23 protein-coding genes and 1 tRNA gene are annotated in these 22379 nt (G+C 64.8%); 17 read left to right on the top strand and 7 right to left on the bottom strand.

Features of this window, described 5'->3' with window-relative positions; translation table 11 throughout:
* Nucleotides 1-7: 7 nt before the first annotated feature.
* From xth to D8676_RS14790, 3 genes are all read right to left on the bottom strand, one after another.
* Nucleotides 8-778: an exodeoxyribonuclease III gene (gene xth / locus D8676_RS14800; protein ID WP_121581854.1), complete on the bottom strand. Its 771-nt coding sequence runs from the start codon at nucleotides 776-778 to the stop codon at nucleotides 8-10.
* A gap of 52 nt (nucleotides 779-830) precedes the next feature.
* Nucleotides 831-2036, bottom strand: a complete 1206-nt coding sequence (locus D8676_RS14795; protein WP_121581853.1) for a glycosyltransferase family 87 protein — start codon at nucleotides 2034-2036, stop codon at nucleotides 831-833.
* Nucleotides 2037-2162: 126 nt separating this feature from the next.
* The gene (locus D8676_RS14790; RefSeq protein WP_121581852.1) at nucleotides 2163-2462 is read right to left on the bottom strand and encodes a DUF1236 domain-containing protein; all 300 of its coding nucleotides are present in this window, start codon (nucleotides 2460-2462) and stop codon (nucleotides 2163-2165) included.
* 320 nt (nucleotides 2463-2782) lie between these two features.
* On the opposite strand from D8676_RS14790, the gene tuf reads away from it, so the two are divergent.
* From tuf to D8676_RS14765, 5 genes are all read left to right on the top strand, one after another.
* Nucleotides 2783-3958: an elongation factor Tu gene (gene tuf, locus D8676_RS14785; RefSeq protein ID WP_121581851.1), complete on the top strand. Its 1176-nt coding sequence runs from the start codon at nucleotides 2783-2785 to the stop codon at nucleotides 3956-3958.
* A 113-nt stretch (nucleotides 3959-4071) separates the two neighbouring features.
* Nucleotides 4072-4147 (top strand) — tRNA-Trp (locus tag D8676_RS14780).
* Between the two features lie 212 nt (nucleotides 4148-4359).
* Nucleotides 4360-4872 (top strand): copper chaperone PCu(A)C, encoded by a 513-nt coding sequence (locus D8676_RS14775; RefSeq protein WP_121581850.1) that lies wholly within the window; start codon nucleotides 4360-4362, stop codon nucleotides 4870-4872.
* Entirely contained in the window at nucleotides 4869-5504 is a 636-nt protein-coding gene (locus D8676_RS14770) for an SCO family protein (protein WP_121581849.1), read from the top strand. The genes D8676_RS14775 and D8676_RS14770 overlap by 4 nt, the downstream gene beginning before the upstream one ends.
* Nucleotides 5501-5956, top strand: a complete 456-nt coding sequence (locus tag D8676_RS14765; protein WP_245426819.1) for a DUF411 domain-containing protein — start codon at nucleotides 5501-5503, stop codon at nucleotides 5954-5956. Before D8676_RS14770 ends, D8676_RS14765 begins: the two co-directional genes overlap by 4 nt.
* 90 nt (nucleotides 5957-6046) lie before the next feature.
* Here D8676_RS14765 and D8676_RS14760 read toward each other — a convergent pair whose 3' ends face one another.
* The 3 genes from D8676_RS14760 to dsbD are packed head-to-tail and all read right to left on the bottom strand — an operon-like array spanning nucleotide 6047 to nucleotide 9303.
* Nucleotides 6047-6652 (bottom strand): DsbA family protein, encoded by a 606-nt coding sequence (locus D8676_RS14760; protein WP_121581847.1) that lies wholly within the window; start codon nucleotides 6650-6652, stop codon nucleotides 6047-6049.
* 19 nt (nucleotides 6653-6671) lie between these two features.
* The gene (locus D8676_RS14755; RefSeq protein WP_121581846.1) at nucleotides 6672-7478 is read right to left on the bottom strand and encodes a TlpA disulfide reductase family protein; all 807 of its coding nucleotides are present in this window, start codon (nucleotides 7476-7478) and stop codon (nucleotides 6672-6674) included.
* 1 nt (nucleotide 7479) lies between these two features.
* Complete coding sequence (gene dsbD, locus D8676_RS14750) at nucleotides 7480-9303, bottom strand: protein-disulfide reductase DsbD (protein ID WP_121581845.1); 1824 nt, start codon at nucleotides 9301-9303, stop codon at nucleotides 7480-7482.
* A gap of 220 nt (nucleotides 9304-9523) precedes the next feature.
* Between dsbD and D8676_RS14745 the strand changes: the two genes are divergently transcribed.
* From D8676_RS14745 to D8676_RS14730, 4 genes are read left to right on the top strand one after another with little or no spacing between them, the layout of a single operon-like run.
* The gene (locus D8676_RS14745) at nucleotides 9524-10183 is read left to right on the top strand and encodes a L,D-transpeptidase (RefSeq protein WP_121582071.1); all 660 of its coding nucleotides are present in this window, start codon (nucleotides 9524-9526) and stop codon (nucleotides 10181-10183) included.
* A 56-nt stretch (nucleotides 10184-10239) separates the two neighbouring features.
* Nucleotides 10240-10905 carry a response regulator gene (locus D8676_RS14740; RefSeq protein ID WP_121581844.1) on the top strand — a complete coding sequence of 222 codons (666 nt, stop codon included), beginning with the start codon at nucleotides 10240-10242 and terminating at the stop codon, nucleotides 10903-10905.
* Entirely contained in the window at nucleotides 10902-12260 is a 1359-nt protein-coding gene (locus D8676_RS14735; protein WP_121581843.1) for an ATP-binding protein, read from the top strand. The genes D8676_RS14740 and D8676_RS14735 overlap by 4 nt, the downstream gene beginning before the upstream one ends.
* Entirely contained in the window at nucleotides 12257-12871 is a 615-nt protein-coding gene (locus tag D8676_RS14730) for a DsbA family protein (protein ID WP_183097104.1), read from the top strand. The genes D8676_RS14735 and D8676_RS14730 overlap by 4 nt, the downstream gene beginning before the upstream one ends.
* Before the next feature lie 68 nt (nucleotides 12872-12939).
* Here D8676_RS14730 and D8676_RS14725 read toward each other — a convergent pair whose 3' ends face one another.
* A complete protein-coding gene (locus D8676_RS14725; protein WP_121581841.1) occupies nucleotides 12940-13734 on the bottom strand; it encodes a glutaredoxin family protein in 795 nt (264 codons plus the stop codon).
* Nucleotides 13735-13791: 57 nt separating this feature from the next.
* Here D8676_RS14725 and D8676_RS14720 point away from each other — a divergent pair, with 57 nt between their 5' ends.
* From D8676_RS14720 to rpoB, 8 genes are all read left to right on the top strand, one after another.
* Nucleotides 13792-14196, top strand: a complete 405-nt coding sequence (locus D8676_RS14720) for a MerR family transcriptional regulator (protein WP_121581840.1) — start codon at nucleotides 13792-13794, stop codon at nucleotides 14194-14196.
* Between the two features lie 336 nt (nucleotides 14197-14532).
* Nucleotides 14533-14736, top strand: coding sequence for a preprotein translocase subunit SecE (secE, locus tag D8676_RS14715; RefSeq protein WP_121581839.1), 204 nt, complete (start codon nucleotides 14533-14535; stop codon nucleotides 14734-14736).
* Between the two features lie 57 nt (nucleotides 14737-14793).
* Complete coding sequence (nusG, locus tag D8676_RS14710) at nucleotides 14794-15333, top strand: transcription termination/antitermination protein NusG (protein ID WP_121581838.1); 540 nt, start codon at nucleotides 14794-14796, stop codon at nucleotides 15331-15333.
* Nucleotides 15334-15497: 164 nt separating this feature from the next.
* The gene (rplK, locus tag D8676_RS14705) at nucleotides 15498-15926 is read left to right on the top strand and encodes a 50S ribosomal protein L11 (protein WP_121581837.1); all 429 of its coding nucleotides are present in this window, start codon (nucleotides 15498-15500) and stop codon (nucleotides 15924-15926) included.
* A 4-nt stretch (nucleotides 15927-15930) separates the two neighbouring features.
* Entirely contained in the window at nucleotides 15931-16632 is a 702-nt protein-coding gene (rplA, locus tag D8676_RS14700; protein ID WP_121581836.1) for a 50S ribosomal protein L1, read from the top strand.
* 392 nt (nucleotides 16633-17024) lie between these two features.
* Nucleotides 17025-17543 (top strand): 50S ribosomal protein L10, encoded by a 519-nt coding sequence (gene rplJ, locus D8676_RS14695; protein WP_121581835.1) that lies wholly within the window; start codon nucleotides 17025-17027, stop codon nucleotides 17541-17543.
* 56 nt (nucleotides 17544-17599) lie between these two features.
* Nucleotides 17600-17977: a 50S ribosomal protein L7/L12 gene (gene rplL / locus D8676_RS14690; protein WP_121581834.1), complete on the top strand. Its 378-nt coding sequence runs from the start codon at nucleotides 17600-17602 to the stop codon at nucleotides 17975-17977.
* 239 nt (nucleotides 17978-18216) lie between these two features.
* The gene (gene rpoB / locus D8676_RS14685) at nucleotides 18217-22353 is read left to right on the top strand and encodes a DNA-directed RNA polymerase subunit beta (protein ID WP_121581833.1); all 4137 of its coding nucleotides are present in this window, start codon (nucleotides 18217-18219) and stop codon (nucleotides 22351-22353) included.
* The last annotated feature ends 26 nt before the right edge of the window (nucleotides 22354-22379 follow it).

The raw sequence follows: 22379 nt of genomic DNA, 5'->3' as shown, positions 1-22379 counted from the left end.
GATCTTCCTATCTCAGCCTGATCCAGACCGGCGCGTGGTCGCTGGCGCCTTCGCAGCCGCGCACGCCGCGGTCGACGCCGGCGTCTGCTAGGCGTTCGGCTGCGGGCGGCGACAGCAGGAAATGGTCGAGCCTGAGCCCCGCATCGCGCTGCCAGCGCTGACGCTTGTAGTCCCAGAACGTGTAGATCCGCTCGTCGGGATATTTTGCGCGCAGCGCGTCGGTCCAGCTTCGCCCGACGAGCTTCCTGAACGCGGCCCGGCTCTCGGGCTGGACCAGCGCGTTGTCGGCGTAGGACTTGGTCGGATAGATGTCGAGCTCGGTCGGCGCGACATTGTAGTCGCCGGCGAGCACCACCGGCGCGCCGGTCTTTCTGAGCGCGGTGGCGTGAAGGCGCAGCCGCTCGTGCCAGGCAAGCTTGTAATCGAATTTCGGGCCGGGCTGCGGATTTCCGTTCGGCGCGTAGAGGCAGGCGATCAGCACGCCGTTCACGGCCGCCTCGATGTAGCGGGCCTGGGTATCCAGGGGGTCGCCGGGGAGGGCCGTGCGGGTGAGGACCGGTTCGACGCCGCGCGCTAGGATCGCGACCCCGTTCCATGTGCGCTGCCCCTGCCAGACAGCGCGGTAGCCTGCCTGGGAAAGCTCGGCGGCGGGAAAATTCCCCTGCTCGGCCTTGAGTTCCTGCAGGCAGGCGACGTCGGGTTTGCGCTCGGCCAGCCAGTCGACGAGATTGCCCAGCCGGCGATTGACGTTGTTTATGTTGAACGTGGCGATCAGCATGACGCCAGACTAGCCGTACTGGCGGCGAAGGAAAATGTCGCTCGTGTCCGGCTTAGGCAGCGTGCAGTTGCTGCCGGAAACCGTCCGGCTGCGCCGTGGCCGCCCGCATGACGACCAGCCCGAGCACGAGCAGGCCGGCGACCAGGCCTGTGGCGAGATGGTCGGACGGTCCCCATCCCACGCAAAGGACGGCCGCGAACACGACAGCCGCTTCCCGGTTCGAGAAGCCGGTGCGTCCGAGGAAGGCGAGCGGTATGGCGAGCGTCACGAAATCGTAGATGAACGCATAGGGCGAAGCGAGGATGGTGGCGACTGCAAGTGCTGCGGCCTTGAGGTCGAAGGACCGGTCGGAGCGCCAGATCCAGGCGACGCCGATGGCGAGGACGGCAATCAGCGCGGCGTGTACGGTCCACGCGGTCGCTGCGTCGAAACCCTGCGCGCGCAGATAGCCGTAAAGGCTCTGCAGCTTCCTGAAATCGGTGCTGCCGGAAGTGAGGATCGCTTCGTTGATGCGGCTGATGGAATCGAAGAACGCCGTCCACGCGCCCGGGCCGAACGCGCCGACCGAGGCGGCGGCCAGCGCCAGGCAGGAGAGTGCGGCCCAGACGACGACGCGCCAGCGTCCACCCGCGATCAGCGCCACCGGGATGAGCAGGCCGAATTGCGGCTTGTAGGTGAGCAGGCCGAAAAGCATGCCGGCGAGCGCCGGGCGTCGGTCGATCAGCGCGATGCCGGCGCCGAGCAGGGCGGCGGTGAGGAACCCGGTCTGCCCCACCACGATGTTCCAGAACACGGCCGGCCAGGCCAGCGCGGCGAGCGTGGCCTGCCAGCCGCCGACGATGAGCCGGATGGCGCCCAGATAGAACGGCAGGCCGACCGCGCTCCAGAGGAACATCGCGATGGGATAGGACAGGAGCGCCATCAGCGGGGTCAGGAGCAGGAAGGTCGGCGGATACTGAAAGGAAAAATAGGAGGCAGCGTCCTTGGCTTCGATGCCGTTGGATATCGCGACCTGCTTGTGGATCACCCAGTCATAGGCGTCCGAGGCATGCCCGGAAAGCGCGAGCTTTCCGGCTGCCCAGAAGGCGACGAAGTCCGCCGCGATCGGCGCGCCTTCCTTGTCGACCAGCCAGATGCCCATCGAGAAAGTGGCCGCGAACAGCGACGCATAGGCCACCACGATGCCGAACACGCAGAGGTGCAGCAGGCGCTGGCGCCGGCTTCCCCCCGCGCGCTCGCCCGCCGTTTCAATTGACATGATGCTCGCCCCGCACTCGGGCGGCAGTATTCGGTTCCGGGATTAAGGATTGGTTTCGGCAGCCGCGACGAGGCCCGCTCACGCAGAGCGGGCCTCGTTTGGGACGGGGGTCTAGGCGGGGTGCACTCAGTCGTAGATGTGCACGATCCTGCGTGTGCCCGGCTCCACCAGCACGGTGCGGTTGTCGACGACGACATATTCGTAGCTCACGTCCGGCACCTCGACGGCATGGAGTTCGACCTCGTCCGGGACGGTCGAGCCGATATTGAGCTCAACGCCGGGCAGATCGATCGAGGCGAGCGGTTTCTTCTGGACGTATTCCTTGATCACCACTTCCTGCTCGGGTTGGATGATGACGGTCTGGGCCGAAGCGAGGGAAACGCCGGCAAGAAGCGCCAGTCCTGTAGCTGCGATACGTAATTTCATCTTGGGCCTCCTTGAGGTTGACTTGCGACGTCGTCCCCCATGGCGCTGCGTGGGAGGCGCAGCACTCGGCTTTCGTTCGAGACGATGTCGGCTGGCTAACGCAGGCTCGCAGTGCCGGTTCCAAGGAATGTCGGCGCGCCCGTCGCGAGTGCAGGGTCGGGACGACAGCTGATTCTGCGTCCCTGCGAGCTGGCATGGCCGGGCTTGCGAAGCGCCCCGGGTCCGCCCGCGATCTCAAAGGCCCTTGTGTTTTCGGGCCTTTGTCGCTAATCGCCCCGAATTCGAAATTCGTCCTGTCTTGCTGCCCTAGGAAAGATCAAATGGCAAAAGGTAAATTCGAGCGCACCAAGCCTCATGTGAATGTTGGCACGATTGGTCACGTTGACCATGGCAAGACGTCGCTGACGGCGGCGATCACGAAGTTTTTTGGCGAGTTCAAGGCGTATGAGCAGATTGATGCTGCGCCTGAGGAGAAGGCGCGCGGCATCACGATCTCGACCTCGCATGTCGAGTACGAGACGCCGAACCGTCACTATGCGCACGTCGACTGCCCCGGCCACGCCGACTATGTGAAGAACATGATCACGGGTGCGGCGCAGATGGACGGCGCGATCCTGGTTGTTTCGGCTGCCGACGGCCCGATGCCGCAGACGCGCGAGCACATTCTTCTGGCCCGCCAGGTCGGCGTTCCGGCGATCGTGGTGTTCCTGAACAAGGTCGACATGGTCGACGACGCCGAGCTTCTCGAGCTTGTCGAGCTTGAGGTTCGCGAGCTTCTGTCGAAATACGAGTTCCCCGGCGACGACATTCCGATCATCAAGGGTTCGGCCCTCGTTGCGCTGGAAGACGGCGACAAGGAGATCGGCGAGAACGCGGTCAGGAAGCTGATGGAAGAGGTCGACCGCTACATCCCGACGCCTGAGCGTCCGATCGACAAGCCGTTCCTGCTGCCGATCGAGGACGTGTTCTCGATCTCGGGCCGCGGCACGGTTGTGACGGGTCGCGTTGAGCGCGGCATCGTCAAGGTCGGCGAGGAAGTCGAGATCGTCGGCATCCGTCCGACGACGAAGACGACGGTGACGGGCGTCGAGATGTTCCGCAAGCTGCTCGACCAGGGCCAGGCCGGCGACAACATCGGCGCGCTGATCCGCGGCGTCGACCGCGAGGGTGTTGAGCGCGGCCAGGTTCTGGCCAAGCCGGGTTCGGTGACGCCGCACACCAAGTTCAAGGCCGAGGCCTACATCCTGACCAAGGAGGAGGGCGGCCGCCACACGCCGTTCTTCACCAACTACCGTCCGCAGTTCTACTTCCGCACGACTGACGTGACGGGCATCGTGACGCTGCCGGCCGGCACCGAGATGGTGATGCCCGGCGACAACGTGACGGTCGACGTGCAGCTGATCGTGCCGATCGCCATGGAAGAGCGCCTGCGCTTCGCCATCCGCGAAGGCGGCCGCACCGTCGGCGCCGGCATCGTCGCCGCAATCGTCGAGTAAATCCGGGTCACCCCGGCTTCTGAAGGGCGGCTTCGGCCGCCCTTCTTTGTTTGCGAACAGCGGCGCAAGGGTCTTGAAACGGCCAAGGCTTTGTGAAATGAAGCCACCGCGTTAGGGGTATAGCTCAGTTGGTAGAGCGGCGGTCTCCAAAACCGCAGGTCGCAGGTTCGAGCCCTGCTGCCCCTGCCAAATCATCTCCCTGATTATTCCTGCAGAGTCCGACGCAGTTCACTCGCCACGGCATCGCGGCATGCATGTCGCTTGAAGCCGCGGATGCGGCAATCCTTCGCGGGCACGTCGGAGACGTTTCGCATATGGTGTGGCGGTCGCATGCCGTGAGGCCGGCGTCGGGCGGACTACCGCGGGCGCGCCCGGCCTCATCAGCCGTTGAAAGGAAGACGATGACCCGAAACCTGGTCGTTCTCGCCGCTGCGGCCGCTTGCCTGTCCTGGGCGCTGCCGGTGCTTGCACACGACTACACGGCGGGCTCACTCACCATCGCGCATCCCTGGTCGCGCAAGGCGCCGCCTTCGGCCCCCGTAGTCGGTGGGTATGTGAGCATCACCAACAACGGTTCAGAGTCTGACCGCCTTGTCGGCGGCGGTTCCCGGCTCGCGGAGCGGGTGGAAATCCATGTCTCGTCCGTGGAGGACGGCGTCGCCCGGATGCGGCCGGCCGCGGACGGCATCGAGATCGCTCCGGGCGAGACGGTGGAACTGAAGCCGGGCGGGACGCATATTATGTTCATCAAGCCCTCGGGACTGCCTGAAGAAGGCGGCAAGTTTCCCGCCAGCCTGACGTTCGAAAAAGCCGGAGCGGTCGACGTGGAGTTCGCTGTCGAGCCGATGCGCGGTCCGGCGAAGGAAGAGCCGGCTTCTGCCCACCACGGCGGCCACGGGGAATCAGCGCAATGACGTGGCTGCGGGCGATCCGGATTGCAGCCTGGACCGGCATAGCCATTCTGTCCGCTGTCATCGCCGTCTACGCAGGGCTGGCCTACAGGACCGCAGGCCTGCCGCAACCCTCGCAGGACACAGGCGCCGCTCTTGTCGGGGGACCGTTTCGTCTTGCCACGCACCGCGGCGGCGCTCTTTCCGACAAGGATCTCCTCGGCAGGCCTTACGCCGTGTTCTTCGGCTTCACCCATTGCCCGGACATATGTCCGACGACGCTGTACGAGCTGAGTGGGCTTCTGGCGGATCTCGGTCCGGACGCCGACCGGCTGGAAGTGCTGTTCATCACCGTCGATCCCGAGCGCGACACGGCGGAGCAACTCGCCGCCTACATGTCCGCCTTCGACCCGAGGATCACGGCGCTGCGGGGCACGATCGAGGAGACCGACGCGGCGGTGAAGGCCTTCAAGGCGTACTATCGGAAGGTTCCCCTCGAGGGAGGGGACTACACGATGGACCACACGGCGGGTATTATCCTCATGGACGCGGCCGGCCGGTTCAAAGGCATTTTGGACCTGCATGAGCCCAGGGAAACGCAGACGGCGAAGCTGCGCCGCCTGATCGCGAACACGACACCGGAGACAGGAACATGAACGGACTTGGTGCAATGCTGCGGGCGGCCGCCACGGCCTTCACGCTTCTCCCGGGCGTCGCTTCGGCGGCGCAGACGATAGAGGTGCTGAGCACCGCCGGATGCGGCTGCTGCATCAGCTGGACCCGCCACATGGAGGAGAACGGCTTCGAGACGGAAATCAGGAACCTGCCGATGGCCGACCTGATGCAGGTGAAGACGGAAGCCGGGCTGAAGCCCGGCCTGACCTCCTGCCATACGGGCAAGATCGACGGCTATGTGATCGAAGGGCATGTGCCGGCGCGGGACGTCCAGCGGCTGCTTGCCGAGCGCCCGGATGCGATCGGCCTGACCGTGCCCGACATGCCTTACGGCTCCCCGGGGATGGGCGAGGCTGGACCCGATGCCGATCCCTACGACGTCCTTCTCGTGAAGCGTGACGGGACGACAGAAGTTTTTGCAAGCTATCGATGAACGCTCGCCGTTGGCGGCCGCAAGCCGGTCGCCAATGACGCGTCCAGCCCGACAATCCCGTTCCGGACGCAGCCGGTCCTGCGCACGGCCCTAGCCCGCCCGCGCCGTAGCGATGGCGTCGAGCAGCGCCTGCCTGTCCATCGCGCCGTGATAGATGCGGGTGCCGATGATGAAGGCAGGCGTGCCGCCGAAACCGAAGGCGTTTGCCTGGTCCATGTTGCGGGCGAGGATGGCGTCGACGCGGTCCATGTCCTTCTTGAAGGCGGCAAGCAGGGTGGAGGGATCGAGACCGGCCTTGCTCAGGGTGGCGTCCACCTCGTCCTTCCCGAGGCGGCCGGGGGTCGCCATCAGCGCATTCAGCGCCCTCTCGTAGCTGTCGCCCGACGCCAGCACCAGGCTTGACGCATGGACGGACGCGCCGCCGAAGATCGGCCAGTCCTTCATCACGAGGCGGACATTGCCATCCTTCCTGACGACGTCCATCAGATCCTCATGGCCGCGCTTGCAGAAGGGGCACTGGTAGTCGAAATACTCGGCCACCGTGACATTGCCGCCGGGGTTGCCGAGAGCCGGTATTTCGGGATCGAACAGCACCTCCTCGACGCCAGGAGACGATTGCGCGAGTACGGGAAAGGAAAGCGCCGTCACCGCCGATCCGGCCGCCGCAATCTTCAGGACGTCCCTTCGGTTCATCATCGTATCTGCGCCTTCAAGGTTAGGGATAGGTCGCCCGCAGGCGGTCGATGTTGGACTGCAGGGTCTCGCGTGAGATCTCGCCCAGATGGGCATGCGACAGGACGCCGTCGGCGCCGACAAAGAGCGTCGCCGGGAGCCCTGGCGCGCGGTAGTGGCGTCCGAGGTCGCCGAACTGGTCGAGAAGGACGGTGTCGAGGGAAAGGCCAGCTTGGGCGAGATAGCGCTCGACGATCTGCCGGCTCTCGCCCTGATTGGCGAAGATGAACTCCGTTTCTTCGGAACTCGACGCCATCTCGGCCATCATCGGCATTTCGCGCCGGCAGGGCGGGCACCAGCTGGCCCACAGGTTGATCACCTTGGGGGTCGCCGGTTTTGCGTCGAGCACGCGACCGTTGCCAGCGAGGGTCTCGAATGTCGCGGCGGGAAGGGCAATCGCCTGCGTTTCGCCGGAGAGTTGCAAGGCGGTGTTCCAGACGACGAGGCCGAGCGCCAGGGGAAGCAGCGCCCACAGGCGCAGCCGCGCGGTTCGAAGCACCAGAAAGACGCTGAGGGCGACCGCGGCGAGCGCGGTCGGCCAGTGGAAACCGCCTTCCCAGAGAGCGAACATGCGAAGCGGTTCCGCGGCGAAGTTCTGCCAGTGGACCAGCACGTGGCCTGCGCGAGCCGCCACGATCCCACCGATCAGGACCCACCAGGACCAGGCGTTGAAGCGTTGGTCGATCCGGCGCGCGAGGATTCCCGTCACGATGATGAAGGCGAATATGCCGAGAATGACTGCGAAGCGATCCGCCGCCATCACGATCGGACCGAGGGAGACAGCGTTCATCTCAGAGGTTCTCCAGCCGGGCTGCCGACCGTAACAGGGTGTCCACGGTCACTGCTCCAACCAGCCGGGTGCCGGCAGCCTCGCGGGCGTTCGCGTCGAAGAACAGCATGGTCGGCGGCCCGGCCACGCGGAGCTTTTCCATCAGCGCGGCATTGTCCCAGTCGAAATCGCTCAGGTCGGCTTTGACAAGCTGGAATCCGGCCAGTCCCCGGCGCACGGCGTCGTCGGGCAGAACCGAGCGTTCGATCGTGTGGCAGGTCACGCACCAGTCGGCGGTGAAGTAGACAAGCGTCGGCCGGCCGTTCGCCGCGTCGAGCTTCCCTTGCAGGTCCGGCGACGTCGAGATCGTCGCGAATTGAAGTTCTTCCGCGGCGGGGAGGGACTGGCCGCGTGCGGCGAGCGTTGCGAGCGGCTTCAGCGGATCGGTGGCGCCCGCCGAGGCTCCGACCATCAGGATTGCCCCGTAGATCAGCGCGACGGCGCCGACAGCGCGGCTTGCCATCAGGACCGTGCCCTCGGACCGTCTGGCCGTGAACGCAAAACTCGCCACGCCGATCAGCAGGACGCCCCAGAGCACCAGGTCCAGCCGGGGTGGCAGCAGGGGCGTCGCCATCCAGATGGCGGTCGCCAGAAAGCCGAAGCCGAATACGCGCTTGACGTCTTCCATCCACGCGCCGGCCCGCGGCAGGGCGCCGCCGCCGAGAGTTCCCATGACGATCAGCGGCAAGCCCTTGCCGATGCCGAGCATGAACAGCGCCGCGGCACCGAGGGCGACGTTACCCGTCTGCGCGATATAGAGAAGCGCACCGGCGAGCGGCGCCGTGACGCACGGCCCGACGATCAGCACGGACGAGAAACCGAGCAAGGCGACCGAGCGCTTCGACCCGGCCGTTGCTCCGGTGCGCGCGGCGACCCAACTGGTCAGGGCGGTCGGCAATTGCAGCTCGAACAGGCCGAACATGGACAAGGCGAGGGCGACGAATATGACGGCGACGGCCGCGGCCGTGAACGGCGACTGCAGCACCATCTGCAGGTTCTGGCCGGACCAGCCGGCGGCGGCGCCCAGCATTGCGAAGGCCGAGGCGAGAGCGATGACGTAGATGGCCGAGAGGACGAAGCCGCGGCGCGCCGTCAGGCGGTCGCCTTGCCGCGCCAATGCGCCGGCAAGGATCGGATACATCGGGAAGACGCAAGGGGTGAAGGCGAGCAGCAGCCCGAAGAGCAGGAACGTGGCAATGACGAGAAGCGTCCCGCCGTTGCCGAGCAGCGACTGAACCAGCCCGTCGTCCGGCGCCAGTGCGAAGTCTGCCGGACCTGCTGCCTGCGGTGCTCCCGCCTCGGCGGCCGGAGGCGCCGCTGCTTCCGTTTCCCAGTTCACCGCAGGATATGCGCCGAGCGGAGCCGGGTCCGAAACGGCCAATGTGACGGGGTCGACGAGACGTATCTCAGGCGCGTAGCAGATGCCGTCTTCCTGGCAGCCCTGGTAGGTGATCTCGATGGGGCCAGACCCTGGATCGGGAACGACCGCCTCGGCGTGCCGATAGTAGATTTCCGTAGATCCGAAGTTCGGATCGTCCTTGACGAGGCCGGGCGTGGTCTCGACCGTCAGCGCGGCTCCGTCCGGTATCCGCGCAGCAACCCGGTCGCGGTAGAGGTAGTAGCCGTCGGCGATATCCCATTCGAGCGACAGCGATCCGCCGGAGCCATGCTGGATCGAGATCGCGAACGCCCGGTCCACCGGAAGCGGCTCGCCGGGTGATGCGGCGGCAGGCGCGAAGACCTGAAATGCAAGCATTCCCAGTATGCCGATAACAGTCTTCTTCATCGCCTCGTCGCTTGTCCGTATCGGAGGTTGAACCTCGTTCTCCGGTCGGGTGGGCGACTGAGCTTAAGGCAGCCTTAAGGTAGGAAGGTTTGGGAGCCGCGTGGAAACAGCAGAGGTATTCCAGATGACGCGCGACTTCGAGACCGTTGCGGCCAGCGGCAAGGCAGGGACACGCAGCGGGAGCGTCGGCCGGCGCTCTTTCCTGATAGGGTTGGGCGCAATGACGGTATCCGGATGCGTCGCGACACAGGGCGAGGTTCCGGTTGCGGCCGCGAAGAGCGTGGCACCCGCTCCCAAACCTGTCGTGCCGGCGATGTACCAGGCGGTGCCGACCGAGAGGTTTCCGATCCCGGAGGTGGATATCAAGAAACTGGATCGCCGCTTCTGGCGAACCGAGATCGACTATCCGACGGACGAGGAGCCGGGCACCCTGATCGTCGACACGCCGAACAAGTATCTCTACCACGTCAAGCGAAACGGGCGCGCGACGCGCTACGGCATCGGCGTCGGACGCGAAGGCTTTGCCTGGTCCGGCCGCGCGATCGTCGCCTACAAGCGCGAATGGCCGCGCTGGACGCCGCCGGATTCCATGGTTGCGCGCCAGCCGACGCTGGAACCCTACAGCATAGCGAATGGCGGCATGGATCCGGGCCTAAAGAATCCGCTTGGCGCCCGCGCCCTCTACATTCACAAGGACGGCAAGGATACGCTCTACCGCGTCCACGGTACTCCCGAAGCCTGGAGCATCGGCAAGGCCGTGTCCTCCGGCTGCATCCGGCTGGTCAACCAGGATATCATTCACCTGCATGGCGAGGTCCGCGACGGAAGCCGCATCATGGTCATTCCCGACCCGTCCATGAAGCATCTTCTGGTAGGATGAAGACGCCGGCGCGAGGAGCCGGCCTATAGGATCAGGGCCGTCCCGGGGAACGATACATGCGGATTCTCATAGTCGAAGACGATCCCATGCTGTTTGACGGCCTGTCAGTGGGGCTCGGGCTGGCGGGCTTCACCGTCGACGCGGTGGCGACCTGCGAGGAAGCGTTCACCGCGCTTGAGACCCAGTCCTATGATGCGCTGGTGCTCGACCTGATGCTGCCGGACGGGTCGGGGCTCGACATCCTGTCCTCCCTGCGGCGGCGGAAGGACGCTACGCCCGTTCTGTTGCTGACGGCCCGCGACCAGGTGCCGGATCGGATTGCCGGCCTTGACGCCGGCGCCGACGACTATGTCGGCAAGCCGTTCGATCTCGACGAGCTGGCCGCCCGCGTGCGCGCGGTGGCGCGGCGTGGCACGGGACGCGCTACCGCAATGCTGGAATGGCGGGGTGTGACTCTCGACCCGGCTCGCCAGGTGGCGAGCCTCGACGGCAAGCCGCTCGCCCTGACCAGGCGGGAGTTCGGCGTGCTCCGCGTCCTGATGGAGCGCCCCGGCTCGACCGTTTCCCGGTCGACCCTGGAAGAGACGCTCTACGGCTGGCAGGAAGAGGTCGAGAGCAACGCCGTGGAGGTTCACGTCCATCACCTGCGCGCCAAGCTCGGGACGAGCTTCATCCGGACGGTGCGCGGGCTAGGCTACAGGCTGGCGGAGGAGAGCCCGTGAGTTCCATCAGGACGAGGCTGCTCACCGTACTTCTCGGCTCGACGGGGCTGGTCTGGCTGCTGGCCGTCGCGTGGATTTATCTAGGCACCCAGGCCGAGCTCGAACGCGTCCTCGACGCCCGTCTCATGGAGGCCGCGCGCATGGTGAACTCGCTGCTGACGGACCGCCGCGTCGAGGTGGCGCTTGCCGAGGGCGGGAGCGATGCCGCCGCACATTTCGAAATGGGGCAGCAGCACTACGAGCGCCAGCTTTCCTGTCAGATCTGGTCGCTGGACGGCGCCCTCGTCGGGCGCTCCGAACACGCGCCGGAAGAGCGCCTGACCGACGCGCGGAGCGGTTTTTCGGAAAGGACGGTCGATGGCGAGGCCTGGCGGATCTACACCATCGAGAACACGGACCTCGGCGTCCGCGTCATGGTCGGCGACAGCATCTGGGTGCGCGACCACTTGGTGAGCGATGTCATCAAGGGGCTGGTCCTTCCTGCCGGGCTCATCCTGCCGATTCTCGCGGGCGGCATCTGGGTGAGCGTGAGACGCGGGATGGCTCCCCTCAACGACATGGCCGATACGCTCTCCTCGCGTCCGGCCACCGACCTGCGCCCGCTGCCCGACCAGAAGCTGCCCAGCGAGATCGCGCCGGCCGTTCACGCGCTCAACGGCCTGTTCAGGCGCGTCGCCGACGCGCGCGAGCGCGAGAAAAGCTTCACCGCCTTCGCCGCGCATGAGCTGAAGACCCCGCTTGCCGGCCTGAAGACACAGGCCCAGATCGCGCTCGCCAGCAGCGATGGCGACGTTCATGCCAATGCGCTCCGGCAGATATCGGCGGGCGTCGACCGCACGTCCCGGCTTGTCCGGCAGCTTCTCGACCTGGCGGCCATCGAGGCGACAGACAATGCGCCGGCGCTGACCAGGGGCCGCCCTGTCGAAATCGTCGAGCGGGTCGTGGCCGAGATGCCGCCGAACGGAAACCTCGCGATCGCGGTCGAAAAGAATGATGCGGACGTCGAAGCCTGCTTCGATCCCGCCTTCCTCACGATGGCCCTGCGCAATCTGATCGAGAACGCGGTCAGGCACTCTCCCGATGGCGCCAAGGTAACCGTTCGCATCACGCAGGCCGGCGCTGGCGTCGACATCGGTGTCGAAGATGACGGTCCCGGCATCCCGGCAAGCGAGCTGCCCCGCGTCACCGAGCGGTTCTTTCGTGGCCGCGACAGGTCGCCGGCAGGAAGCGGCCTTGGGCTCTCGATCGCGGAAGAAGCCGCAACGCGGATGGGCGGCTCGCTGCTGCTGCGGAACCGCGACCCGCATGGCCTGTCGGCGGTGCTGTCGCTGCCGGGCGGAACCGGCGAATCGTGATTTCGAGACGGCAGTTCCTGGGCGCATCCGTCGTAGCGATCGCCTCCACGGGCGCTGGCGCGCGCGAGCTTCCTCCGCTGTCCGAGATCCTGTTCGATCCGGCTCTTCCCGTGCTCGGCAATCCAGCCGGGGACGTGACGATCGCCGAGTTTTTCGACTACGCCTGCCCATCCTGCAAGGCCGTCCATCCGCATCTCAAGCGCATCGTCGACGAGGACGGCGGCATCCGCCAGGTGATGAAGGACTGGCCGATCAACGGCGATCTCGTGTTGTACGCGGCGCGCATGGTGCTTGCGGCCGACCGGCTCGGTTCGTATGCCGCCGCACATTCCGCCGTGATGGAGATCGAGGGCGGACTGACGCAGCGCAGTATCGACGGCGCCATGCGCGACAGCGGCATCGACGTGGGCAAGGTCCGGGACGCGCTCGAACTTCATATCGACGGGATCGACGCGCTGCTGGAGCGCAACCGGGCGCAGGCGCGCGCCTTTTCACTGCAGGGTACGCCTGCCTTCATAATCGGATCGCAGCTTTACCAAAAACCCTTGAACCCGGAAGAAATCCGCACGGCGATCGGCCAGGCGAGAGGCGACCGCCAGCAGCCGAGTTGAAAAGCCGCGGCCGGCCGGGGTGTCCCGGCCGGCCGCGCACTGCAAGCCTTGGCAGGCAAGCCCTCAGCCTACATCGGGTGAGCGGTACCCACCGCGAGGCCGAATGCCGCCAGCGCCATCCAGATCGCCATGGCGATCATCATCAGGTTCTCGGTCAGCGAGATGAAACCGAGCGGCACGTTGCTCGACCCGCCGACGCAGGCGCACTTCAGCTCACGCCTGTCGATGTAGACGGCCTTGAAGACGGACACGGCGCCGATCGTGCCGATAAACAGCGCGACCGGAACCGACAGCCATGTCAGGGCGCCGGCCACCATCAGCACGCCCGCCAGGCCCTCGGCGTAAGGGTAGATGTAGCTGTAGGGCACCCACCGCTTGGCGAGCAGGTCGTAGTTCAGGAACATCGTTGCGAAGCTCTCGACGTTCTGGAGCTTCAGCAGCGCCAGCACGACCATCGAGAAGGCGATGAACCACTCGGCCGCCCGAACGGTAAAGGCGTTGCCCGTGACGGCATAGCTCGCCGCCATTGCCGTCAGCGCGGTCATCGCGAACAGCACGATCACCGGACGGTAGGTAGTCGCCTTCGGGTCCGCGACGGGCTTGCCGAGGAACCTGCGGAGATCGTCATATCCCCCGATGCGCTCGCCGCCGACGAAGATCTGCGGCGTCGTCGCAACGCCATGCCGCGCCTTGAACGCGTCCGTCTCCTGGCGCGTGGTTAGGTGATGGTCCTCGACCTCGTAGCCCGACCGCTGCAACAGATCCTTGGCCTTGAGGCCGTAGGGGCAGGTGTGCTCGGGCAGCACCATCCGGTGGAGGACTGCCTTCTTGTGGTCCGACTGGCGACTTGCCGTGGCCGACATATCACGTCTCCTTCTTGTGTCTTGTGAACTCGTCGGCAGTGATATAGGGTCCGTACCATGGTACAGAGTCAAGAGGCAAAACCGCTGACGATCGGCAGGCTTGCCGCTGCGGGGGGCGTAGGGGTGGAAACGATCCGTTTCTACCAGCGCAATGGCTTGCTCCAGACCCCAACGCGCGAAACGGGAGTTCGTCGCTACGACCGCGAAGACGTGCGCCGCCTGCGGTTTATCAGGCAGGCGCAGGCGGCAGGGTTCACGCTGGCGGAGATCAAGGAGCTTCTGGCGCTCGATGCCGGCGAGAATCGCAGCCGCGCAAGGGAACTCGCAAGGCGGCGCATCAAGGTTCTGGACGACAAGATCGCCGAGATGCAGCGCGCCCGCGACTCGCTGCGGCGGCTGGCCAGCGAGTGTGCCGAAGGAAGTGCCGGGCCATGCCCCATCCTGGCTTCCTTCGATCTGTGACGTGTGGCGACGGCTTGCTTCCGGAGTATTGGGCCAAAAGCTGCCATTTGACTGGAGCCGCCCGCCGCACTACTTGCAGCGTTCGCGGTCGTTGGAGGCCTTGAGTGCAGTGCGAGCGGCGGCTTTTGTGCAATCGGGACTTGTTAATTTCTGCGCCAGCCTATATATCGCCTCCAGAAACCTACGGCGCGCTGAGGGGGGAAACCGTCTTTGCGCGCCTTAATTGCTTGCCTGAACGTATCGTGATTCGCGGTTGAGTTTGGTGCGGCGAGGCGTTTCCGGGCACGGAAATAGAGAACTCTTCGGATTAACCGAAGGCGGCAGGACAAGCGGCACATGGCGTCAAAGACTACGAACCCCTTTACCTTCCTGCAGCAGGTAAGGGCGGAAACGGGGAAGGTGACGTGGCCGACCCGGCGCGAAACCATGATCTCGACGGTGATGGTTCTGGTCTTCGCGATTATCGCGATGCTCTTCTTTTTCGCGGCCGATCAGGTCATGGCCTTCGGGGTCGAACTCATCCTCGGAATCGGGCGCTGACGCGGCGATTTTGATACTGGCGATCTGGTAGCGGACGTTTTTGGAGAATTTCTTGGGATGACTGCGCGGTGGTACATTGTCCACGCCTATTCGAACTTCGAGAAGAAGGTCGCGGAGGACATCGACAACAAGGCCAAGCAGAAGGGCCTGCGTGACCGCATAGAGCAGATCGTCGTCCCGACCGAGAAGGTCGTCGAGGTGCGCCGCGGCAAGAAGGTCGATGCCGAGCGCAAGTTCTTCCCCGGCTATGTGCTGATGAAGGCTGACCTCAACGACGCGGTCATCAGCCTGGTCAAGAACACGCCGCGCGTCACCGGCTTCCTCGGCGAGGACAAGCATTCTGCCAAGCCGATGTACATCACCGAGAAGGAGGCCGAGCGCATCCTGCACCAGGTCCAGGAGGGCGTGGAGCGGCCGAAGCCTTCGGTGACGTTCGAGATCGGCGAGCAGGTTCGCGTGTCCGACGGACCCTTCGCCTCGTTCAACGGCACCGTCCAGGACGTCGACGAGGAGCGCGCGCGGCTCAAGGTGGAAGTTTCGATCTTCGGGCGCGCCGTGCCCGTCGATCTGGAATTCGGTCAGGTCGAGAAGGGCTGATCGGATCGTTCGCCGCCGGGCGACTGGCGGGACGAGGGCCGTGAGAGCTTTCACGGCCGGAACGGGTGGGAGGCGAGGGCGGCTCAAATAGCCGGCCGCCGGAACCGGACCACCGGACTGCAACCGCCGGACGATTTGTCCGGCCCGAAACAGAGGCAGAGAGAATGGCTAAGAAAATAGCGGGCCAGCTCAAGCTCCAGGTTCCGGCAGGATCGGCGACCCCGTCGCCCCCGATCGGTCCGGCGCTTGGTCAGCGCGGCATCAACATCATGGAATTCTGCAAGGCGTTCAACGCCCAGTCGCAGGAAATGGAAAAGGGATCGCCGATTCCGGTCGTGATCACCTACTATCAGGACAAGTCGTTCACCTTCGTCATGAAGACGCCGCCGGTGACCTATTTCCTGAAGAAGGCCGCCAACCTGAAGTCGGGCTCGAAGGAGCCGGGCAAGACGAAGGCCGGCACGATCGCCCGCGACAAGGTGCGCGAGATCGCCGAAGCGAAGATGAAGGACCTGAACGCGAACGACGTCGAGGCGGCCATGCGCATGGTCGAGGGCTCCGCCCGCTCGATGGGTCTGGAAGTGGTGGGCTAAGACGATGGCAAAGATTGCAAAGCGTGTAGCCAAGTCCCGCGAGGGCATCGACCGCAACAAGGCCTATCCGCTCGACGAGGCGCTGAAGCTGCTCAAGGAGCGCGCGACGGCGAAGTTCGACGAGACGGTCGAGGTCGCGATGAACCTCGGTGTCGACCCGCGCCATGCCGACCAGATGGTCCGCGGCGTGGTCAACCTGCCGAACGGCACCGGCCGCACCGTGCGCGTCGCCGTGTTCGCCAAGGGCGCCAAGGCCGATGAGGCGAAGGCCGCCGGCGCCGACATCGTCGGAGCCGAGGACCTCGTCGAGATCGTGCAGAAGGGCACGATCGACTTCGACCGCTGCATCGCCACCCCGGACATGATGCCGCTGGTCGGTCGTCTCGGTAAGGTGCTCGGCCCTCGCGGCATGATGCCGAACCCGAAGGTCGGCACGGTCACCACCGACGTCGCGGGTGCCGTGAAGGCCTCCAAGGGCGGTGCGGTGGAGTTCCGCGTCGAGAAGGCGGGCATCGTGCACGCCGGTGTCGGCAAGGCTTCCTTCGACGTTAAGGCGCTGGAAGAGAACGTCCGCGCTTTCGCCGACGCGGTCACCAAGGCCAAGCCGGCTGGCGCCAAGGGCAACTACATCAAGAAGGTGTCGGTCACCTCGACGATGGGCCCCGGCCTGAGGCTCGACATCGCGAGCCTGACCGTCGCGCCTTGATGTTTCGATTTAGGATCGGCAGTTAAACAGCCGATCTACAACAAGAATTCCGGGCCTCACAAGCGGCCCGGATACCGGAGGCAGAGATGTTTCCGGTCATCCTGTCCGAGATTGCAGGCGGCCCGAAGCTCTTCAGCCACGGCCTTAATCGCATGGCCTGCATGAGACGGGTACGGACCCGACAGCGGAGCCCAGGGCTCCAAAGAAAGGTTTGAACCGTGTTTGCCTTTTGTCTGCGCATCGGAGTTCCGGATGAAGCCGGGCCGGTGTGGCGAAAGGGGGCAGGATCCTCTGAACCGTCGTTCGGGTGATCCAGGAATGGAAAGCCCGGCCGGCAGAAGGCAACCGGCCGCAATCCCGCAAATGGGAAGGCGGTCAACTGGAGATAGGCAGTGGACAGAGCGGAAAAACGCGAACTCGTCACGGACCTGAACGACGCTTTCAAGGGCGCCGGATCAGTCGTCGTGGCCCACTATGCCGGTATCACCGTCGCGCAGATGAACGATCTTCGCTCGAAGATGCGTCAGGCCGGCGGCACCGTCAAAGTCGCGAAGAACCGTCTCGCCAAGATCGCTCTTCAGGGCACGGAATCCGAGAGCATCATCGATCTGTTCAAGGGACAGACGCTGATCGCTTATTCGGAAGATCCGATCACGGCGCCGAAGGTCGCCTCCGATTTCGCCAAGGGGAATGAGAAGCTCATCATTCTCGGTGGCGCGATGGGAGCGACCGCTCTCAATGCCGACGGTGTGAAGGCACTTGCCACGCTCCCGTCGCTCGACGAGCTGCGCGCCAGGCTGGTTGGCATGATCGCCACGCCGGCAACCCGGATCGCCCAGGTCGTCAATGCACCCGCGGCTTCGGTCGCGCGCGTCATCGGCGCCTATGCCCGGAAGGACGAGGCGGCATGAGGCCGTTCTTCGCCATCACCGACAACACGTGTTCAAACTTTTGAAGGAATGAAAAAATGGCTGATCTCGCAAAGATCGTTGAAGACCTCTCCGCGCTGACCGTCCTCGAGGCGGCCGAGCTCTCGAAGCTCCTCGAAGAGAAGTGGGGCGTTTCGGCTGCTGCTCCGGTGGCTGTCGCTGCTGCTGGCGGTGCTGCCGCCGCTGCTGCTCCGGTCGAGGAGAAGACCGAGTTCGACGTCGTCCTGACGGATGCCGGCGCTCAGAAGATCAACGTCATCAAGGAAGTCCGCGCCATCACCGGTCTTGGCCTCAAGGAAGCCAAGGATCTGGTCGAGGCTGCTCCGAAGCCGGTCAAGGAAGCCGTTTCCAAGGCCGACGCCGAGAAGTTCAAGGCCCAGCTCGAAGCAGCCGGCGCCAAGGTCGACCTGAAGTAAGCGTTGCGTTTGGCGGGCGGCGCAAGCCGTCCGCCGATCCCGCCGGCGACAAGGCCGGGCAGGGAACGCCCGCGTAACGGGGGCAAGTCGTGGGGAACCTCTTTCCTGAAGGCCGAAAACGGCCTTCAGGAAACGGGTTTTTCACCGTTTTAGCGGGCCGCCAGCCGAGGCCCGGAGGAATCTGCAAGGCGCGAGCAGGCCGAGGCCGCGCCCCAAGAAGAGCAAGCTAAGGAGCGACGATGGCCCAGACCCTTTCATTCAATGGCCGCAGACGCGTTAGAAAATTCTTCGGAAATATCCCCGAAGTCGCGGAGATGCCGAACCTCATCGAGGTTCAGAAGGCTTCGTATGACCAGTTCCTGATGGTCGAGGAACCGGAAGGCGGACGTGCCGACGAGGGTCTGCAGGCCGTCTTCAAGTCGGTGTTCCCGATCTCCGATTTCTCCGGTTCGTCGATGCTCGAATTCGTCAAGTACGAGTTCGAGGGTCCGAAGTTCGACGTCGACGAGTGCCGTCAGCGCGATCTGACTTATGCCGCGCCGCTGAAGGTGACGCTGCGCCTCATCGTGTTCGATATCGACGAGGACACCGGCGCGAAGTCGATCAAGGACATCAAGGAGCAGGACGTGTACATGGGCGACATGCCGCTCATGACGCTGAACGGCACCTTCATCATCAACGGCACCGAGCGCGTGATCGTCTCGCAGATGCACCGTTCGCCGGGCGTCTTCTTCGACCACGACAAGGGCAAGTCGCATTCGTCGGGCAAGCTGCTTTTCGCTGCCCGCGTGATCCCCTATCGCGGCTCCTGGCTCGACATCGAGTTCGATAGCAAGGACGTCGTGCACGCCCGTATCGACCGCCGCCGCAAGATTCCGGTGACGAGCCTGCTGATGGCGCTCGGCATGGACGGCGAGGAGATCCTGTCGACCTTCTACAACAAGATCACCTACAAGCGCTCCAAGGACCACTGGCGCATCCCGTTCTCCGTCGACCGCTTCAAGGGCCTGAAGGCCGTCAACGATCTCATTGACGCCGACACCGGCGAGGTCGTGGTCGAGCAGGGCAAGAAGATCACCGCCCGCCAGGCCAAGCAGCTCCACGACAAGGGGCTGAAGGCCATCAAGGCGACCGACGAGGACCTTCTGGGCACCTACCTCGCCGAGGACATCGTTGACTACAAGACCGGCGAGATATTCCTCGAGGCCGGCGACGAGATCGACGAGAAGACGCTGAAGGTGCTGCTCGAGGCCGGCGACAAGGAAGTCCAGATCCTCGACATCGACCACATCAATGTCGGCGGCTACATCCGCAACACGCTGGCGATCGACAAGAACGAGAGCCGGCAGGATGCGCTGTTCGACATCTACCGCGTCATGCGTCCTGGCGAGCCGCCGACGCTGGAGACGGCCGAGGCGATGTTCAACTCGCTGTTCTTCGATGCCGACCGTTACGACCTCTCGGCCGTCGGCCGCGTCAAGATGAACATGCGCCTTGAGCTCGACGCCGAGGACACCGTGCGCGTGCTGCGCAAGGAGGACATCCTTGCCGTGGTCAAGACGCTGGTCGAGCTGCGCGACGGCAAGGGCGAGATCGACGACATCGACAATCTCGGCAACCGCCGCGTGCGTTCGGTCGGCGAGCTGATGGAGAACCAGTACCGCGTCGGCCTGCTGCGCATGGAGCGCGCGATCAAGGAGCGTATGTCCTCGATCGAGATCGACACGGTCATGCCGCAGGATCTGATCAACGCCAAGCCGGCGGCTGCCGCCGTGCGCGAGTTCTTCGGCTCCTCGCAGCTCTCGCAGTTCATGGACCAGACCAATCCGCTGTCCGAGATCACCCACAAGCGCCGCCTGTCGGCGCTTGGACCAGGCGGTCTGACCCGCGAGCGTGCCGGCTTCGAGGTGCGCGACGTGCACCCGACGCACTATGGCCGCATCTGCCCGATCGAGACGCCGGAAGGCCCGAACATCGGCCTGATCAACAGCCTTGCGACCTTCGCTCGCGTCAACAAGTACGGCTTCATCGAGACGCCGTACCGCAAGATCGTGAACGGCAAGGTGACCCCGGACGTCGTCTATCTCAGCGCGATGGAAGAGGCCAAGCACTACGTCGCGCAGGCCAACGCCGAGCTCGACAAAAAGGGCGGCTTCGTCGACGAGTTCGTCATCTGTCGCCACGCCGGCGAAGTCATGATGGCTCCGCGCGAGAACGTCGACCTGATGGACGTGTCGCCGAAGCAGCTCGTCTCGGTTGCCGCGGCGCTGATCCCGTTCCTTGAGAACGACGACGCCAACCGCGCTCTGATGGGCTCGAACATGCAGCGTCAGGCCGTGCCGCTGGTGCGCGCCGAGGCTCCGTTCGTCGGCACCGGCATGGAGCCGATCGTCGCCCGCGACTCCGGCGCCGCCATCGGCGCTCGCCGCGGCGGCGTGGTCGACCAGGTCGACGCGACGCGTATCGTCATCCGCGCGACGGAGGATCTCGACCCGGGCAAGTCCGGCGTCGACATCTACCGGCTGATGAAGTTCCAGCGTTCGAACCAGAACACCTGCATCAACCAGCGTCCTCTGGTGAAGATGGGTGACAAGGTCAACAAGGGCGACATCATCGCGGACGGTCCCTCGACCGACCTCGGCGATCTGGCCCTCGGCCGCAACGTGCTCGTCGCGTTCATGCCGTGGAACGGCTACAACTACGAGGACTCGATCCTGCTCTCCGAGCGTATCGTGGCCGACGACGTCTTCACCTCGATCCACATCGAGGAGTTCGAGGTCATGGCTCGCGACACCAAGCTCGGGCCGGAGGAGATCACGCGCGATATTCCGAACGTCTCGGAAGAAGCGCTGAAGAACCTCGACGAGGCGGGCATCGTCTACATCGGCGCGGAAGTGCAGCCGGGCGATATCCTGGTCGGCAAGATCACGCCGAAGGGCGAGAGCCCGATGACGCCGGAAGAGAAGCTTCTGCGCGCCATCTTCGGCGAGAAGGCGTCCGACGTGCGCGACACGTCGATGCGCATGCCTCCGGGAACCTTCGGCACGGTCGTCGAAGTGCGCGTCTTCAACCGCCACGGCGTGGAGAAGGACGAGCGCGCCATGGCGATCGAGCGCGAGGAGATCGAGCGTCTCGCCAAGGACCGCGACGACGAGCAGGCCATCCTGGACCGCAACGTCTACAGCCGTCTGTCCGACATGCTGAAGAACAAGGAGGCTATCGCCGGACCGAAGGGCTTCAAGAAGGGCTCCAAGCTCAACAAGGAAGTGCTTGAGGACTATCCGCGTTCGCAGTGGTGGCAGTTCGCCGTCGACAACGAGAAGCTCCAGGGCGAACTGGAAGCCCTGCGCGGCCAGTACGACGAGTCCAAGAAGGCGCTCGAGCAGCGTTTCATGGACAAGGTCGAGAAGGTGCAGCGCGGCGACGAAATGCCTCCGGGCGTCATGAAGATGGTCAAGGTCTTCGTTGCCGTGAAGCGCAAGATGCAGCCCGGCGACAAGATGGCCGGCCGTCACGGCAACAAGGGCGTCGTGTCCAAGATCGTTCCGGTCGAGGACATGCCTTTCCTTGAGGACGGCACCCATGCCGACATCGTGCTCAACCCGTTGGGCGTGCCGTCGCGCATGAACGTCGGCCAGATTCTGGAGACGCATCTCGGCTGGGCCTGCGCCGGAATGGGCAGGAAGATCGGCGAGCTGATCGACGCCTACAAGGCGGCTGGAGACATCAAGCCGCTGAGGAAGACGCTCGAGCATCTGATCCCGGCCAACGACCGCAACGAGCAGGTCCGGCAGTACGACGACGAGTCGATCGTGCGTCTCGGCGAGCAGATGCGGCGCGGCGTTTCCATCGCCACGCCGGTGTTCGATGGCGCGCATGAGATCAACATCAACGAGATGTTGGAGGAGGCGGGTCTGCACACCAGCGGCCAGTCGACGCTCTACGACGGACGTACCGGCGAGCCGTTCGACCGCAAGGTGACCATGGGCTACATCTACATGCTCAAGCTTCACCACCTCGTGGACGACAAGATCCACGCGCGTTCGATCGGTCCGTACTCGCTCGTCACCCAGCAGCCGCTGGGCGGCAAGGCGCAGTTCGGTGGCCAGCGCTTCGGCGAAATGGAGGTCTGGGCGCTCGAAGCCTACGGCGCCGCCTACACGCTGCAGGAGATGCTGACGGTCAAGTCGGACGACGTCGCGGGCCGCACCAAGGTCTACGAGGCGATCGTCAGAGGCGACGACACCTTCGAGGCGGGCATTCCGGAGAGCTTCAACGTTCTCGTCAAGGAGATGCGTTCGCTGGGCCTCAACGTCGAGCTCGAAAACACGAAGGTCGACGAACAGCCGACCCGTCTGCCCGACGCGGCAGAATAACAGGAAGGCGCGCTGCGGCAGAGGCT

This window comes from Mesorhizobium sp. YM1C-6-2, assembly GCF_003666685.1.
Lineage (GTDB): Bacteria > Pseudomonadota > Alphaproteobacteria > Rhizobiales > Rhizobiaceae > Mesorhizobium_K.
Note: the sequence above shows the minus strand (reverse complement) of the source record. Positions and strands in the feature narration are given on the sequence as shown.